Source organism: Pseudomonas abietaniphila, assembly GCF_039697315.1.
In the GTDB taxonomy this organism is placed as follows: Bacteria; Pseudomonadota; Gammaproteobacteria; order Pseudomonadales; family Pseudomonadaceae; genus Aquipseudomonas; species Aquipseudomonas abietaniphila_B.
In genome coordinates this window covers 6,413,831-6,430,366 of the sequence record NZ_CP155619.1, presented here as the reverse complement: position 1 = coordinate 6,430,366, position 16,536 = coordinate 6,413,831, and the positions used below count along the sequence as shown (strand labels likewise).

Below are 16,536 nucleotides of genomic sequence, written 5' to 3'. Positions count from 1 at the left end.
GGAATCTGTGCCCGGTTTGCGAAATGCCCAACTGGGCGGAGTTACTTGTTTATCTCGTCGAAACGTGCGGAAAGCACGCTTGGAGGCAGCTTGCTTAACTTGTGAAGCTGCCATAGCTTGTACAAATTTGCGCATAAGCTCATTACAGAGAGCACGAACAGTGTCAGGATCGCTAATAGTGTCAGCAAGATGGCACTCCACAGCCCAGCGTAAAATCTGGTATTGAGACTTGTCCATTAGTAGCCCATCCATTCAGCAACGGAAACAGTGCCGTGGGAACTGGACACGTGAAAGTATTGCTTGTCGGGTTTGGCGCCCTGCTCTTTTCGTTCATCAAGCTCACGAATGGTTTGTTCAACCTGTGCACGAAGTGGCGAGGGAATCAAGCGCATACGAGCCTGTAACTCAAGGTGGCGGCGCTGTGAAGAACTAAGGGTCTTACCCTGCGAACTGACACGTTTCATGCGGCCACCAAATGAAGATGACGCGGGATAACAGCAGGGCGGTAGAAAGATGGAACAGGAGATTCAAAACGACGCTCGACCTCACGGACATTGCGAATGAATACAACGCCATGGCGAGTAGCATCGAACGGAATCTTAATATCGATATCAAGCTGACGAAGCAAAGCACGGTGCTTCTTTACAGCCGACTTTTCAAAATCAAAGGTCTGTCCACACTGCCAGAGCGCAACGTAACCCGCTGTAGTCATTGCAGCCTTAGTAGAGGAAACAATGTTCTTTGCAAGGAGTTCATCCTTAACAGTAAGGACGTCAAAGTTATTGATCTCGCATTTTTCGCCGATCATAAGAAAACCCCTCTGGATTTCCACAAGTTTGCTTTCGTCAAACAGGCCCCAAAATTGTAGGCCTTCACGCTTCAAAAACTCTGAACGACATTTAATTTCAGAGCGAACCATACCGACTTCGCGGCACCAATCACGCAAGTTACTTACGTATTTAAATTCTTCGGATTCTTCACCGAAAGTACGCTTAACGCGTGGGAGAAGATGAGCTTCAAGCTCGGCGGCCTTTGCATAGTTACCGGGGTAGACGAGACGACCGGCCTTCTCACCGCCTTTTGGAGTCCAAACGCAGGTATTGCCGTCAGGATAAAGGTAGGCAATAGAATTTCTGTAACGCTGGCTAGAGATACCACGGAGATAAGCGCGTTCGTTGCCCTTACCGACATAAAAATTTGAAGTCAAATCAAGACGTTGAAAAACAAAGCCATCAGCAACTGCGGAGCCGTCCTGAAGACGCTGAATGGTTTTGCACTTGTTCAGAGGAGGGAGGCCATACTCAGCGAGAAGCGCGTTAATGACACGCATCGAATCCTCGAGGGAAGCGATACCTACGACGTTATCGAGTCGATTTAGGCGAGAAGCATTGCCATCAACGGTGATGCGACGACCAGAGACATGGATACGAAAGGTAGTCGAGTAGCTGCCCTCAGCAAAAAAAGCAGGAACGGAGGACGAAAGCAGCTCATCGGTATCGGCGTCGAAACGGCGAGTGATCACATCGCCAATGACAGGCAGATCATGATCAAAATCCTGATAACCCTTGATCCAGTCGAAGAACATGTCGCTTCCTACACATGCACACAAATAACATAGGACGCGAATCTACACATGTGGAACTGCACACGTCAATACTTGTCTGCGTGCACACATGTATTATCGGGAGGTATTTTGATGAACGGTGCAGGTATGGCTACGAACGTGAGATTGACAAATGCCGAGCAGGAAGCAATCAGGCAAAAGGCTATAGAAATCAATAAGTTACTTGTTAAAAAAGGGATGCAGCCGCTTAGAGATAGCGAGCTCGTACATAAAATCCTTGAGAAATCAATACCTTGCACACACCTGTCAGAGTCTGGAGAGGTAAGGCTAGAAGTGGAGTAAGGCAAAAAAGTATGCGATTGCATACCAAAGTGGGGGTGTTACAGCACTCCCCACCCCGCTCGGCCGGCAATCGCCAAAGCCGACAAGCTGAAAAGCTGAAAAGCCCCTCCGGGGGTCCTACCGGAGGTCTCTCGGCGAGGGCCAGGGATGCGGGAGGAAAAGCGCCTCCCACACCCCAGGCAGAGAGTGAGGGGATCGGGGCTGGTAAAGGGTTCGCTACGCTCCGGGTCTCCGTTTATCGCGACGGTAGAGCGTGTCACGACAAGCCGGGGACGCGGCCCTTGACCTGAGAAGGGTTCGGGGAGGTTGTGGTGGGAAAAGCGGTCAGAGAGGCTGTAGGGGCCTCGTATAATGGCCGTTATGGCTAAATCGCCGATCGGGCGCGAGGCGATTTTCCCGATCGACGATTCTGGCCGTTGGCCGCAAGTACCATAACGGCACAGAAATTATACGAAGCTCCCTATGGTGGCGTGGAGGATGAACGTCGACGACGACGCCAAATCTGAAGCCGAATCCAGATTTCTCCGATGATACAGCCAAGGATGAGGCCGGGAATTATAGCGTGCCAAGGGATAGTCATTGTGCGGTTAACAGCGTGCGCTGCCCTCGGCTGGTGTCTGGGATGACATTCACGACAACTCCGTGCGTGCCTGGCTGTGAAGCGTTGGCCGGTTGCGGCGCTTGTGATGCGACGAACGAAGGCTGTCCAACAGCCCCGGCTCGCGGCTCTGAACCGAGCCGCCGCTCGCCGTTGCTGTCGGCCATGGCACCAAGACAGGTAACGGTTCTTTTCTGGCCTTGAAACACCAGGTCGGCAGCACAGGAGCCGCGGGCATAAATCTCATATCCTGCAGCGATCATGTCACGGGTTGTATGCGTGAAAGCGTGTTGATCGCGGGACATCTGGAAGACAAACAAGACCCCTTTTTCTTCATTCCAGAGGCTGCCTTTGATGACGATATCGAACTGGCCGTAAGGGTCACTCAAAACAGGAGTTTGAGGAACTTGCTCAGCAGGTACGCGCACAGGATCCACGTGAGGATTTTGGACAGGATCTTGATGAGCAGGAGCCTGAGAAGTCGGCGAACTGGTTTTAGCGCCCGGTATAGAGAGCGGATTTTTAAAGGGATTGCCGTCATTACGCCAGAAAACATAGCCGATAACACTAACCACAACGAAGAAGAGAATAAGAACGCGAGGCGACGTGAGCGCGTTCTTGCCCGCCATGGTGTCGCGGTGGAGTCCGGTTGCTGTTGAGTCATAGAGTTCAAATACCCGTTTATCAATCTTGCGAAGCTGAACGATGTTAGAGCCGTCAGAAGGCGCCTTATTCTCCTGAGCGCTGTGCATGGCCTCCTTGTAGTCCTTGCCAACAAGCTTTTTCAGCCATTTGCCAAGGAGCATGAGATTGGAGTGCTGATAGGCAGCCTCAGAGGTATTACGGATATCAGAATGCAGGTACTTGATGTTGGGCATCGTAAGAATGATGTCCCAGTTAAAGTGACGGTGCATGGTCCAAGCGGACAACCAGTCTGTAGGCTTGTCAGCAGCCTTTGCGGCTTCCGGTCCACCGGGATAATTGAAACGCTCAACATACTTATCAGTCCATTTGCTAGGAAAGATAACTTGGGCCTCATCAAATATCAGAAAGGCGTTTCGCGGAGCCCATTGAAACCAAGTTCTAATCCGCTCCATGCCTTCGGTTGATTCATGGCTAATCCACTCAACATCAAAAGAATCAGGAAGATCATCAAAAAGAGCTTCGAACCGAGCACGGGTTACACCTCGAACGTTTGTGATAATAAGACGCCCTTCCCTTGCGGCTGGAACGGCATCGTCCCAAATCGCACCGGAGGTTTTATAAGAGCCGTTTGGGCCGTGGTGAATCTTAATAGCCATGATCAGGCTCCCGGAACGAACTTGAGCGCCCATTTAGTGGGAATCGCAGAAAAGATAAGTGTCAGGCCCTGTGGAATATTAAAAAAACCGAGCATGGCCTGCATATCACCGGGGATGGAACTCCAAGCGGACTTAACCATTTGAGTAACGCCGGTGTCTTGAAGAATTTCCTTTACAACCTCGTAGGCGACGTCGAGGCAGAAAATCTTAAACTGGAGGTAACTCCAAATAAGTGCCTTGGTAACGACAACGAGCAAGTCTTTGACGAACTGATAAATGCCTGAATCCATAAAGTTCCAGACAGCCTGAAAAAAAGTGTTGACAGAATCAAACCAAGCGGCAATCCATCCGAGATCCATAACCACCTCAACTAAATACAATAATGAGCGCAATCATTGCGCAGAGGGCCAAAATTGCGTCACTGATCCAAGAGAGCGAAGACGCATATTTATCAAGGCAAAAATCAATGTTTTTACCGAGAACAGTTACAGCGGGCGGGCAATAAAGCTTACTACCACCGCCTATAGAGACATCGCCCATAGGCTTAAAGGAATCCTTAATTTTATCGATTCCATCTTTATATTCTTTCTTTGCCTTTTCAATCTTTGAATCCCAGTCGTCACCCTGTCCAGCGAAGGAACCATTTGTTGGATCAGTAAGTGTGCCAGCGCTGGGTGAATCACCATCATCACCCTCCTCCTGATCGCCGGTGCCATTACCAGAACCACCAGTAGAAACCTGACCGGAAGAACCGCAGCTTTTGCCAGTGCAAGTAGAGTCATGACTGATTACCTGTCCGGATGAGTTAGTGACAGTAGTTCCGGAAGAGTTGGAGGTAGTCGTAGTACAGGACTTACCGGAGCACTTAACAGTAGTAATAGTATCGTTCTGAACAACTGTAAGAGTGCCATTTGAGTTGGAGGTGGGAGTCTTTGTAGAACTTATTGTGTTAGAGGTAAGTGAAGCTTTTGGACTTTCAATACAGGTGTAAGCACCATTTACGGAGCCACACTGAGCAGTACCGGGAGTGGAATCAGAAGTGGTTGCTGTACAGGAGGATGACCCTGAACCGTTGGAAGAATACACACAATCCTGGCTCTTCTTTTCAGGCTGAGGAGCACCAGAGGCACAGGCATCACCACTACAATCGGAGACCTGAGCGCCATTAGGATTTGAGGCTAATTGATTGCCAGTGAACGTAGCTGTGCCGTTGCAAACTGCCTTTCCTATAGATGCGTAATAACATTTACCCTTGGATATAGTAGCCTCGCATCCACCAGAAGATATAGTGGAAGGAGGTAGATCAGAGTTGGAATCCCATTTGAAGGAAGGTATTGCTACATCCTTCTTAGATGCGCAGGGATTGGAAGGAGCATCGCAGGCACCAGTGACAGAATTATAAGTGGTATTTACAGGGCAAGAATCACCTTTGCGGTAGACGGATTCACCGTTATAGGGAACAAGTACACCATTACGATTGCCGTCATACATATAAACGCAAGTGGCTGTAGTGAGGTTGGAAGCGATAGTTACATGATCAGGCGCAAGCGTGAATGAGTAATAACTGATGGGATTGGGGCAGGCAGCAAGGGCAGAAGGATACTGAACAGTACCAGCACCGCGAGTCCAATAGAAATTAGCTGAAAAGGAAGTTTGACTAACTAGTAGCAATAAAAAAAGGAATATGTAGCGCACAAAAAACCCCCGTTTCCGGGGGCTGAAGTTACAGGTATTCAGCGCACCGGATTCCTGAAACCAGTGCGCTGGCCATGATGATAGCGGCCAGCGCTGACCAGATCACCCCAGGTCAGACCTTGCGGACCAGAGCGATAACAACACCGACAACGCAGAGCGCCGCGACACAGGCAACAACAGCAGCACCAACGCTTTCACCAGAGGATTGAGCCGTACCGATGGCGGTGGTTGCACCATCAGCAATGCCAGCGGCGAAGGAGCTACCAGACGCAACGACGGATGCAGGAACACCAACAGCCAACGCGATGGAACGGAAGGAAGGAACGCGCATGAACTTTTTCATTTAAATGCCTCTTCTAACTTTGCGGATTTGAGAAATTATGATTCCAACAGCGAAACCAGTTGCAAATAACGTTAGCGTTGCCCCGAAGAACAATGTGAACGTATCGGCATCGAAACCACCGTTTACGACAAGCTGCAACTGTGCCTGCTCGTCAGGTGTTAGAACATAAGTATCAACCCAAGTCTGAGAGGTGCATGAAGTTACACCGCTGCTCGATTGGGTAAATTGAGCACACACCAAAACAGGTTGGGTAGACACTTAGTTTGAACCCACAGCTTTAACCGTAGTTGAAGCGGCAGATGTCAATTTGATAGGAGGACCCTGCAAGGTATAACGCTCTTGAGGTTTGCCGTTAAACAATTCGCACTCTACGCGAACCGGGGCATAAACCTCGGAGCCAATAAGGCTACGGTAAGCGTTCTGAAGGCCCTTCTTATAATCGTTACCAGCAACCATGATCTTACGGGTCATTGTGTGACTAATGCCATCGCGGTCTGTACTCAGGTCGTCAATAGCAACAACGGCATAAGGGTTTTTGCCCTGTACGTCTTCGTTCTTGGTGACAACAGCTTGAACAAAACCTTGAAGAATAATCATAAAAGCTCCTTACAACTTAGGGAGTCGGGAATCTGTGCCCGGTTTGCGAAATGCCCAACTGGGCGGAGTTACTTGTTTATCTCGTCGAAACGTGCGGAAAGCACGCTTGGAGGCAGCTTGCTTAACTTGTGAAGCTGCCATAGCTTGTACAAATTTGCGCATAAGCTCATTACAGAGAGCACGAACAGTGTCAGGATCGCTAATAGTGTCAGCAAGATGGCACTCCACAGCCCAGCGTAAAATCTGGTATTGAGACTTGTCCATTAGTAGCCCATCCATTCAGCAACGGAAACAGTGCCGTGGGAACTGGACACGTGAAAGTATTGCTTGTCGGGTTTGGCGCCCTGCTCTTTTCGTTCATCAAGCTCACGAATGGTTTGTTCAACCTGTGCACGAAGTGGCGAGGGAATCAAGCGCATACGAGCCTGTAACTCAAGGTGGCGGCGCTGTGAAGAACTAAGGGTCTTACCCTGCGAACTGACACGTTTCATGCGGCCACCAAATGAAGATGACGCGGGATAACAGCAGGGCGGTAGAAAGATGGAACAGGAGATTCAAAACGACGCTCGACCTCACGGACATTGCGAATGAATACAACGCCATGGCGAGTAGCATCGAACGGAATCTTAATATCGATATCAAGCTGACGAAGCAAAGCACGGTGCTTCTTTACAGCCGACTTTTCAAAATCAAAGGTCTGTCCACACTGCCAGAGCGCAACGTAACCCGCTGTAGTCATTGCAGCCTTAGTAGAGGAAACAATGTTCTTTGCAAGGAGTTCATCCTTAACAGTAAGGACGTCAAAGTTATTGATCTCGCATTTTTCGCCGATCATAAGAAAACCCCTCTGGATTTCCACAAGTTTGCTTTCGTCAAACAGGCCCCAAAATTGTAGGCCTTCACGCTTCAAAAACTCTGAACGACATTTAATTTCAGAGCGAACCATACCGACTTCGCGGCACCAATCACGCAAGTTACTTACGTATTTAAATTCTTCGGATTCTTCACCGAAAGTACGCTTAACGCGTGGGAGAAGATGAGCTTCAAGCTCGGCGGCCTTTGCATAGTTACCGGGGTAGACGAGACGACCGGCCTTCTCACCGCCTTTTGGAGTCCAAACGCAGGTATTGCCGTCAGGATAAAGGTAGGCAATAGAATTTCTGTAACGCTGGCTAGAGATACCACGGAGATAAGCGCGTTCGTTGCCCTTACCGACATAAAAATTTGAAGTCAAATCAAGACGTTGAAAAACAAAGCCATCAGCAACTGCGGAGCCGTCCTGAAGACGCTGAATGGTTTTGCACTTGTTCAGAGGAGGGAGGCCATACTCAGCGAGAAGCGCGTTAATGACACGCATCGAATCCTCGAGGGAAGCGATACCTACGACGTTATCGAGTCGATTTAGGCGAGAAGCATTGCCATCAACGGTGATGCGACGACCAGAGACATGGATACGAAAGGTAGTCGAGTAGCTGCCCTCAGCAAAAAAAGCAGGAACGGAGGACGAAAGCAGCTCATCGGTATCGGCGTCGAAACGGCGAGTGATCACATCGCCAATGACAGGCAGATCATGATCAAAATCCTGATAACCCTTGATCCAGTCGAAGAACATGTCGCTTCCTACACATGCACACAAATAACATAGGACGCGAATCTACACATGTGGAACTGCACACGTCAATACTTGTCTGCGTGCACACATGTATTATCGGGAGGTATTTTGATGAACGGTGCAGGTATGGCTACGAACGTGAGATTGACAAATGCCGAGCAGGAAGCAATCAGGCAAAAGGCTATAGAAATCAATAAGTTACTTGTTAAAAAAGGGATGCAGCCGCTTAGAGATAGCGAGCTCGTACATAAAATCCTTGAGAAATCAATACCTTGCACACACCTGTCAGAGTCTGGAGAGGTAAGGCTAGAAGTGGAGTAAGGCAAAAAAGTATGCGATTGCATACCAAAGTGGGGGTGTTACAGCACTCCCCACCCCGCTCGGCCGGCAATCGCCAAAGCCGACAAGCTGAAAAGCTGAAAAGCCCCTCCGGGGGTCCTACCGGAGGTCTCTCGGCGAGGGCCAGGGATGCGGGAGGAAAAGCGCCTCCCACACCCCAGGCAGAGAGTGAGGGGATCGGGGCTGGTAAAGGGTTCGCTACGCTCCGGGTCTCCGTTTATCGCGACGGTAGAGCGTGTCACGACAAGCCGGGGACGCGGCCCTTGACCTGAGAAGGGTTCGGGGAGGTTGTGGTGGGAAAAGCGGTCAGAGAGGCTGTAGGGGCCTCGTATAATGGCCGTTATGGCTAAATCGCCGATCGGGCGCGAGGCGATTTTCCCGATCGACGATTCTGGCCGTTGGCCGCAAGTACCATAACGGCACAGAAATTATACGAAGCTCCCTATGGTGGCGTGGAGGATGAACGTCGACGACGACGCCAAATCTGAAGCCGAATCCAGATTTCTCCGATGATACAGCCAAGGATGAGGCCGGGAATTATAGCGTGCCAAGGGATAGTCATTGTGAGTCCTCGGAAGTAATTTGTTGGACGTTTGCGGAACTAACTTCTAGACTGCGGCATTTTCCCTCCGAGTTCACAAATTACTTCCTACCTCGGTTGCGTCCTTTCCCTTTCGATCACAAGGTTGGCGTTTCCTTTCCAGTTTAAGAATTACTTCCTGCCGCCATTGAGTTCGGCCTTTGACGTGCGTCAGCCTGGACGGTGTGCTGGTTCTCAGCTTTTCAGATGCTGACTTGCAGCAGGATTCATGTCCGGACATCGCCAACCAGAATTCATGAGGGAATTGGTAAATGGATCAGCGCACGGGAGCTTGCAGCTTCGCTGACTTCTATTGACACGACCTTCTGGTGAGATAGGATCCGCATAGAGAGCGCGAACCCAGTTGCCTTCCAGCGGTGAGAACTGGCGTAGGAACCCCGTCGATGGCTGGAACATCAACGTAGGGTGAGACCTCTCTACCTATCGACCAAGTCTTGGCTTTTGATTGATTGGCTGAGGCCCGCCGACACAAGCTGGAACGCCCGAAGAGCAGATAGGCGCCGACTAAGGCGGAAGGCGCGCCCTTCCGTCAACAAGTGCTTTTCAGCGGCCGCGCGATTGTCGATCCAGACGTTCCAGCTCTGCTCTGATCCCCTTGAAAGCGCCTATTATCGGTGCGAAGTACACCCTAGGAGCCTGCTTGGCAGCCTTTAGGGCCTCTTGAAAAAAGGTTGTGTTCATACATTTCGCACCATTCTGATTTGCGGATTGAATACGTATAGCAATTCGGAGGGCGTCGCGCCATCAACGCTGTCGACTTCAGCCGCTTGTCAAGGTATCTCGGGAAATGCCCCCCTCCCAACTTTAGCTCATCGCTTGCGACGAGGAAGTAGCAGAGAATGTGAAAGCATAGATAGTCGGTTCATCCAGAATAGCTTGCGCGCATCATCGCAATCAGCGATCGGCGGCAAGATGATGCCATCTGGAACGCGGACGAGGTTCATCCCTATTTGTAATATCCGATAAACACCAGACCCGGATATTGCGTGTTCATCTTCCCAAGCATCATGTCGGCACGCTTCATCGCCTGCTCAAGCGAATTTCAATTTCCGCGCCTGCCACGCTGTGAGCGTCAGCTAAATGTGGAACTCAGACGATCCGCGTGACGGATACTCGCTTAAGCGTGGCTTGCTGAAGTCTTGCGCAGGCAACGGAGCCCGGTGTTGCACAAGATACTTTTTTACGCATTCAGAATCCGCTCTATCCTCTGCCGCGCAGCCCCGGTAAGCCGCTTTACCCCGAGCAAACGCGCAACCTCCAATGCAGGGTCAGGCGCATCAATGGTGCTTGCCGCAATGCGCAGTTCCTCTGCCGCGACCTCCTCAATCGAGCGCGCATCATTGGCGGACACCGGAACACGGTAAGTCGACCACTCCGTCACGTCGCCTTCGGCGTGCCAGACGAATACCTCTTCAAAGCCCGCTTGTTGCACGTGATAGTGTTGATCGGCCAACTCCAATACTCGGTCGCGGATCAGTCGACCGGATCGTTGGAAGCCATGCGCACGCGCTACGCGCTGGACCAGGAGCGCGTCGAGAATTGGCGCTTCCTGGCGGAGGACTTCCTCGATGATTTGACGGAGCACTGGAGTGTACTCAGGTACATGAAACTGCTCAGCCTGGATCAAAGGGGCGAGAGACGAAAGATCGGCCACTCGATATTCACCTTGTCGCCCAGCAGTGGTTTGACCGCCGTAGGACCGAGCGATGCGAGTCTGCGCTATCTCCACTGACGGCTCGTCGCTGAGCGCGACCGGGGATTCGATCAAAGCTTCCATGACCTCATCGGTCTCGGACTCGACGGCAAAGTCGATAACAACCGATGGAGTCACGGGCTCATCCGCCTGAATTGGATCGACCGCCAGCCGAGATTGAGCCAGAGGGTGGTTGAGAGCAGCGTGCAGCTTCTGGAGAGCGCCCTCCTTGTCCACCCACCATTCTGTGGACCACAAACGCACCAGGTTCCATCCCAAGCCCTTGAGGATCGCTCCCCTGACTTTGTCACGATCTCGTGCGGTGGCAGCGCTGTGGTAAGTCGCGCCATCGCACTCAACGCCCGCCAGATAATCACCCGGGCGATCAGGGTGTACGATGCCTAGATCAATTCGGAAGCGCGACACCCCGATCTGCGGGACCACCTGCCAACCGAAACGCCTCAGGCCTTGGGCAACGGCTTCTTCAAACGGAGAGTCGTAACCGCCGACAGATCCGTGGACCGCTTCGGCCAGCGCTCTCGGGCCGCGCTGAGCAAACTCAATGAAGTGCTTCAAATCGCGGACGGCGCGAGCGTTGGTCCGGTTCAGGTCGATCATTGACGGATCGAAGGACGAGAACACCAGCATCTCTCGGCGCGAACGGGTAATAGCAACGTTCAGCCTGCGCCATCCGCCGTCTTTGTTGAGCGGGCCGAAGTTCATCGACATGACTTGAGCACCAGGCTCGGTCGGCCCATACCCAATCCCGAGCATGATCAGATCCCGCTCATCACCCTGGACCGTTTCCAGGTTTTTAACCACCACGGGTTCAGTCTGCGTGTCCTGGAAAAACGGCTCGATTTGCGGGTACTGCTTGCGTGCCGTATCCAGCAGATCGTTGATCAGCTTTTGCTGATCGGAGTTGAGCGTGATGATCCCGATCGAATGCCCCGCCGCGACAAATGCTGGATCAGTGAGACGCTTGACGGTCTCACTGACGATGGCCTCTGCCTCAGCCTGGTTGTACCGCCCTTTCCCTTTCGCGTAGACGCCTTCAACCCGGCGCCACTCGACTGCACTGGCACGGGTCTCTGCCGCCGGGAAGGTAATCAGGTTGCTGTCGTAGTAACGATGGTTGGAGAACGCAATCAGGCTTTCATGCCGACTGCGGTAGTGCCAGCTGAGGCTGTGGCTCGGCACCCCTGCCCCCAGACACTCATCCAGGATGCTCTCCATATCTTCTGCGGTGTCATCGTCACCAGCATTCGGGCCACGGCTGAAGAAGTTGGTAGGCGGCATCTGACGAGGGTCACCGGCGATAACCACCTGTTTACCCCGAGCAATCGAACCGATCGCATCCCATGGTGCGATCTGCGAAGCCTCGTCGAAGATGACCAGATCAAACGGAGGCTGGTCGGCGGGCAGGAACTGCGCAATCGACAACGGACTCATGAGCATGCACGGAGCCAAGCGATTCAGTGCGTCGCCCATTTCAATCGCCAACTGGCGGACAGGCTTGTGCCTGCGAGACTTTTGCAACTCGTGTTTAAGAATGGCCCAGCCACTGCTCTTCGGAATGTCGTTCTTGGAAGGGATCACGCCACACAATTTCGCCCGAATGTAGCGGACCGTCAGTTTAGCGAGTTCGTCGTCCAAGCGAATGAAAGCGCTAATGTCGCTCATGTGCTCGGCAGCGACGAAGTTTCTCAGAAGCGGCTCGCCGTCGATGCCCTGCGTCGCAAACCAGTGTGCGTAGGCTGTGACAAAAGTTTCCTCAGTTGCCGCAGGCAACAGGCTTCCTGCTTCCAACGCTTGAGCCAGCGTCGCCAGCCCGGCTTCCGTCGCCTGCTCCCGCACTCGGCACCAATCGCACCAGGCCTTGAGCTGTTCTTCCTGCTGCTGGATGGACAAGGAGGTAGCGCGTAACGCAGCAACCGCAACGTGCGCGTCTGGATTCGTTCCGGCCAGTCCTGCGAAGATACGAGCTGCATCGTCGTAGCGGGACAAAGCCTGCTGCAATGCCGACAGCGCGGTAGCGATTTGTCCGCCTGGCGCCAACATCTCATTCGCGTCGATCACCAGACGCGCGACTGCGCCGCGCAATGAAACCAGATGGTCGGGTGATTCCGCTAAAGCACTCAGCAGGCCTCGCAGACTCTCAGCCAGGGTGACGGCGCGCAATGTGCGAGCAGTGTCGCTGGACAGGCCTTGCCAACCCGGGATCGACTGCATGTCTCCCGACAATGCGTCCAGCTCCGACAGCTGTGTATGCAGGCGCTCGAAAATAGCGAGGTCGCTGAGCGTATCCGGAATCCCTGCTGCCCCGCCAAGGGAGGCAAGCTTCTTGGCCACCTTTTTCTTAGCGAAAGAGGCCAGGAACCAGAACTTGCCTTCTGCTTCTCGCCAGTCGCTGTGCATCGCCTCGAAAGGAATGCGGCGGCAGGCTTCGTCGGCGTAATTCAGCGAGAGGCTTTCCTCAAGCTCCTTGTAGCTCTCGATCAACTGGCATGTACGGCGAGCCGCGTCGATACGCGTGACCGCATCGGGTGCGAACGCGAACGAAAGGTTCACGCCATGGGATTGAGTGATCAGGGTCACCAGCTCATTGAGCTGTTGGACCTGCAAGACTTCGGCTATAGGCAATGCCAGATGCGTCAGGCCTAACAACCGTTCGCTGGCCGCATTCAAAGCGTCCAGGGCCTGCGGCAACTCACGCGATGTGCTTGCCATCTGTGACTGCCAAGCGTTCGACCATTGGGTCTGAGACAGAGCACCAAACTTGCCTGAAAGGTCACGTGCGGCAACGCCGTTAAGGCCGAGTCTCCGCGCGAGGTCCAGCAGATTGCCGTATTCGGCTGCATCGTGCTGAGTGGCCGGGGCCCAGACCAGTTTCGGCGTCTGTGAATTATGGTCGCGAACTACCCGGCCAATCGCCTGGTGCAGGGAAAGACCGTTATCCCAACGTCGGTGCAGGACGTCGACCAACTGGTTGAGTCGCGAACGAAGGGTTTGCAGCCGAGCAGCTTCATGTTCCCACTCCTCGGCACTCAAAGCGTCACTCACATCCCACGCACGATCCAGCTGCTTGAGCACTTCAACCTTCGACGCTTTGCTCGAATGCAGCTCCAGGCAGAACTCGCCCAGCCCCTTTTCTGCCAATCGACGATAAACCACGTCCAGGGCCGCTCGCTTTTCTGCCACAAACAGCACGCGACGACCCAAGGCCAGGTTGTGGGCAATCATGTTGGCGATGGTCTGTGATTTACCGGTACCGGGAGGGCCGTCCATGACGAAGCTGCGCGTGCCACCGGACGCCACTACCGCAGCAAGCTGGGAAGAGTCGGAAGGCAACGGGGCAAACAGCTGAGCAGGCGTCACTGTGGAATCGAGACGCTCAGGTCGAGGGAAGTCTTCTGAACCGGCAAACCCCTCACCCTCCTGATCAGGCTCAAGCAGATGCTTGACCAGAGGGCTTTGCAGCAACTGCGCCGCGTTGGCGTTGAGGTCTTTCCACATCAGGTATTTGGCGAACGAAAATGTGCCAAGGACCAGCTCTGTGCTTACCTCGAAACCAGGCACGTCGCGTACCGCTCGCCGCACCATATTCCAGATGCCTGTGACGTCGATGCCGCTTTCATCGCTCGGTAGCTCGCCATCTAGCCCGGGGATCGCCAGTTCAAAATCATGACGTAGCAGTTCAAGCAGCGTCAGGTTGAAACGTGGTTCCTCATCGAGCAGGCTCAGCGTCACGCCCGACAAAGCGCTTTTGCGCTCAAGCTTCACCGGTAGCAAGATCAGCGGCGCTGAATACGTCTTGGGATCGTCTGCGCTTTTCTTCCACTTGAGGAAACCGATGGCTAGGAACAGGGTGTTCGCTCCACCCTCCTCCAGGTCGCTCCGTGCCTTACGGAACAGCTCGATCAGCGTGGCCTCAAGCTTGGCCTTTTCCAGGCTCGCGAGGACTTCTCCACGGCCGAGCGCCTGACGAGCGACTTCATCGACCAGGCTTTCATTGTTCTGCTGCTCATACAGCGCAATATCGCGGCCGCTGCTTTTCAGGTCGGGCACAGGTACTACGCGGATGCGTCCGCCGCTGGAGAGAAGGTCCTCAAGGGCGGCTGGATCTGGGCAGAGCAAGCGCACGCCTTTGGCGCTGTCCGGCAGGTGCAGCAGGCGGTTCCGAGTCGTCAGGTCGAGGAGCTTGCGTTGCCAAAGCGTGAGTTTTCCAGCAGGCCCGCCATCAGCTTCAGTGATTTCGACATCGAATCCAGGGAGAGTCGGAGCATCTTCCAACCCTTCGGCAGCGGGCAACGCATCGGCGGTGGCATTAGGGGTCTCTACCGATGACACCAACGCTATCGGACGAATCTTCTGCATGCGGGCACGGTGCAAATCGATCGCCATGATGAACTGCTCATCATCGAGCTGCCGTTCGGCTGCTGCGACTGCCTGGCTGAAGCTTGGCGGATGGGCTTGTGTTGCCAGGGTAGTTTCGAAAACCACCATCTCTTTCAGATCAAGGCGTTTGCGCACTGCCGAGGCTTCGTCGGTCAGCAGCTGCGAGAACTCTTGAGGCTGTAACCAGACGCCAGCGAATGCATGCCCTTTTGTCATCAGAAGTAAGGCGTTTAGTCCGGCTTGCTCCAGCGCCGCGGCGAACAGCAAGGCAGTGTCGAGACACGTCGCGACACCGTTTTCCAGCACAACACTCGGGGGCCTGATCTTCTGACCCTGTTGTTCGAAGCTGGCCGGAGGCAATGCATAGCTCAATTGAAAGCTGCACACCCCTGACCAGATAGCGGAGGCTAACTCCCAGGTCCGGGTGCGCGATTTGCTCTCATAACCATCGATCCCGTCTTTCTTGCCTGCCCGACGCAACACTTGAGATGCGGCTTTGAGCACACGATCAACTGCTGGATCATTGGGCATGCAGAAAGCAGCCAGCAATTCCGGCATTGCGCTCAAACCGCCCCACTCCGTGCATGATAGCAGTTCGGTGGGGAAGCGCTGTTCAGTAATCAGGTTTTCGCCTTGGGACAGGCGCAGCACGACATCAGCGGTCAAACTTTCGCTCAGTCCCGACAGGTATCCTGCGTTGAGCTTGATATCGCGTTCAGTGATGCTGAGGCGATCGCCGGAGTTAAGCCGGTCGATATGCCAAGTTCGGCTCTCAACGAAGTCGGGATCGGTGCTTAGGGACAGGACCAGGTTTTCAAGATTTGTCTCTTCCTGATTCCAGATGCTCAGCTCGCGTACGAGCGGAACCGCGTTCTGGTGAGAGGCGAAGCCGATTTTACGGGCGATCAGCGCCTCAATCTTGATGTTCATTCACGGGCTCCTAAAGCTGCGAGCGCAGGCCTCACGGAGAGGCCGCAAATGGCGCCATAGTCCATGAGTAATCGATGGTTTGGAATTTTTATCAGTGAATAGGTAGCTTAGCGAATTATTAATCCTCCGACGACGCCGCTTTGCGAGACGATAAAATTCGCATCCCAGATAGGCGTGTGCGCTCCGATTTCGAAGTCCCAAACCCTCTACCCTTGGAGAATGTGCTTGCGCTGGATTGCACGGGTGGCGGAGACGGGCCTCTAGCGATCTACTGCCCTCAGGACGACACGATTTAATTAGATGGGCGATCAGTATCTCTTGATCAGACAGCGATGCTTACAGTGCACCTGGCCGAGCTTGAGCAAAAGGTAAGCGAGCTAAGGGTAACGGTTCACGCGAATAAGCTGATTGAATCGCAAAGCCTTAGCAAGGAGTGCAACGACATAGCTCGTCGCGTACACACGGCCTGGCTGGCGGTGGAGCGGGAAGTCAGCGAGCACCAGGAACTCGTTTATGCCTTTCA

General features: G+C 53.3%; 10 protein-coding genes. All 10 read right to left on the bottom strand.

Annotation, left to right across the window (positions count from 1 at the left end; all coding sequences use genetic code 11):
* Window positions 1-236: 236 nt before the first annotated feature.
* Window positions 237-464, bottom strand: a complete 228-nt coding sequence (locus ABDX87_RS28485) for a hypothetical protein (RefSeq protein ID WP_346830888.1) — start codon at window positions 462-464, stop codon at window positions 237-239.
* Window positions 461-1,585, bottom strand: a complete 1,125-nt coding sequence (locus ABDX87_RS28480) for a phage/plasmid replication domain-containing protein (protein ID WP_346830887.1) — start codon at window positions 1,583-1,585, stop codon at window positions 461-463. The genes ABDX87_RS28485 and ABDX87_RS28480 overlap by 4 nt, the downstream gene beginning before the upstream one ends.
* Before the next feature lie 897 nt (window positions 1,586-2,482).
* Window positions 2,483-3,805, bottom strand: coding sequence for a zonular occludens toxin domain-containing protein (locus tag ABDX87_RS28475; protein WP_346830893.1), 1,323 nt, complete (start codon window positions 3,803-3,805; stop codon window positions 2,483-2,485).
* A 2-nt stretch (window positions 3,806-3,807) separates the two neighbouring features.
* Entirely contained in the window at window positions 3,808-4,164 is a 357-nt protein-coding gene (locus ABDX87_RS28470; RefSeq protein ID WP_346830892.1) for a DUF2523 family protein, read from the bottom strand.
* 7 nt (window positions 4,165-4,171) lie between these two features.
* The gene (locus ABDX87_RS28465) at window positions 4,172-5,500 is read right to left on the bottom strand and encodes a hypothetical protein (protein ID WP_346830891.1); all 1,329 of its coding nucleotides are present in this window, start codon (window positions 5,498-5,500) and stop codon (window positions 4,172-4,174) included.
* A 112-nt stretch (window positions 5,501-5,612) separates the two neighbouring features.
* A complete protein-coding gene (locus ABDX87_RS28460; protein ID WP_346830890.1) occupies window positions 5,613-5,843 on the bottom strand; it encodes a hypothetical protein in 231 nt (76 codons plus the stop codon).
* 258 nt (window positions 5,844-6,101) lie between these two features.
* Window positions 6,102-6,440 (bottom strand): hypothetical protein, encoded by a 339-nt coding sequence (locus ABDX87_RS28455; protein WP_346830889.1) that lies wholly within the window; start codon window positions 6,438-6,440, stop codon window positions 6,102-6,104.
* Between the two features lie 263 nt (window positions 6,441-6,703).
* Window positions 6,704-6,931, bottom strand: coding sequence for a hypothetical protein (locus ABDX87_RS28450; protein ID WP_346830888.1), 228 nt, complete (start codon window positions 6,929-6,931; stop codon window positions 6,704-6,706).
* The gene (locus tag ABDX87_RS28445; protein WP_346830887.1) at window positions 6,928-8,052 is read right to left on the bottom strand and encodes a phage/plasmid replication domain-containing protein; all 1,125 of its coding nucleotides are present in this window, start codon (window positions 8,050-8,052) and stop codon (window positions 6,928-6,930) included. Before ABDX87_RS28445 ends, ABDX87_RS28450 begins: the two co-directional genes overlap by 4 nt.
* Window positions 8,053-10,172: 2,120 nt before the next feature.
* Window positions 10,173-16,013 (bottom strand): DUF3320 domain-containing protein, encoded by a 5,841-nt coding sequence (locus tag ABDX87_RS28440; RefSeq protein ID WP_346830886.1) that lies wholly within the window; start codon window positions 16,011-16,013, stop codon window positions 10,173-10,175.
* Window positions 16,014-16,536: the final 523 nt, after the last annotated feature.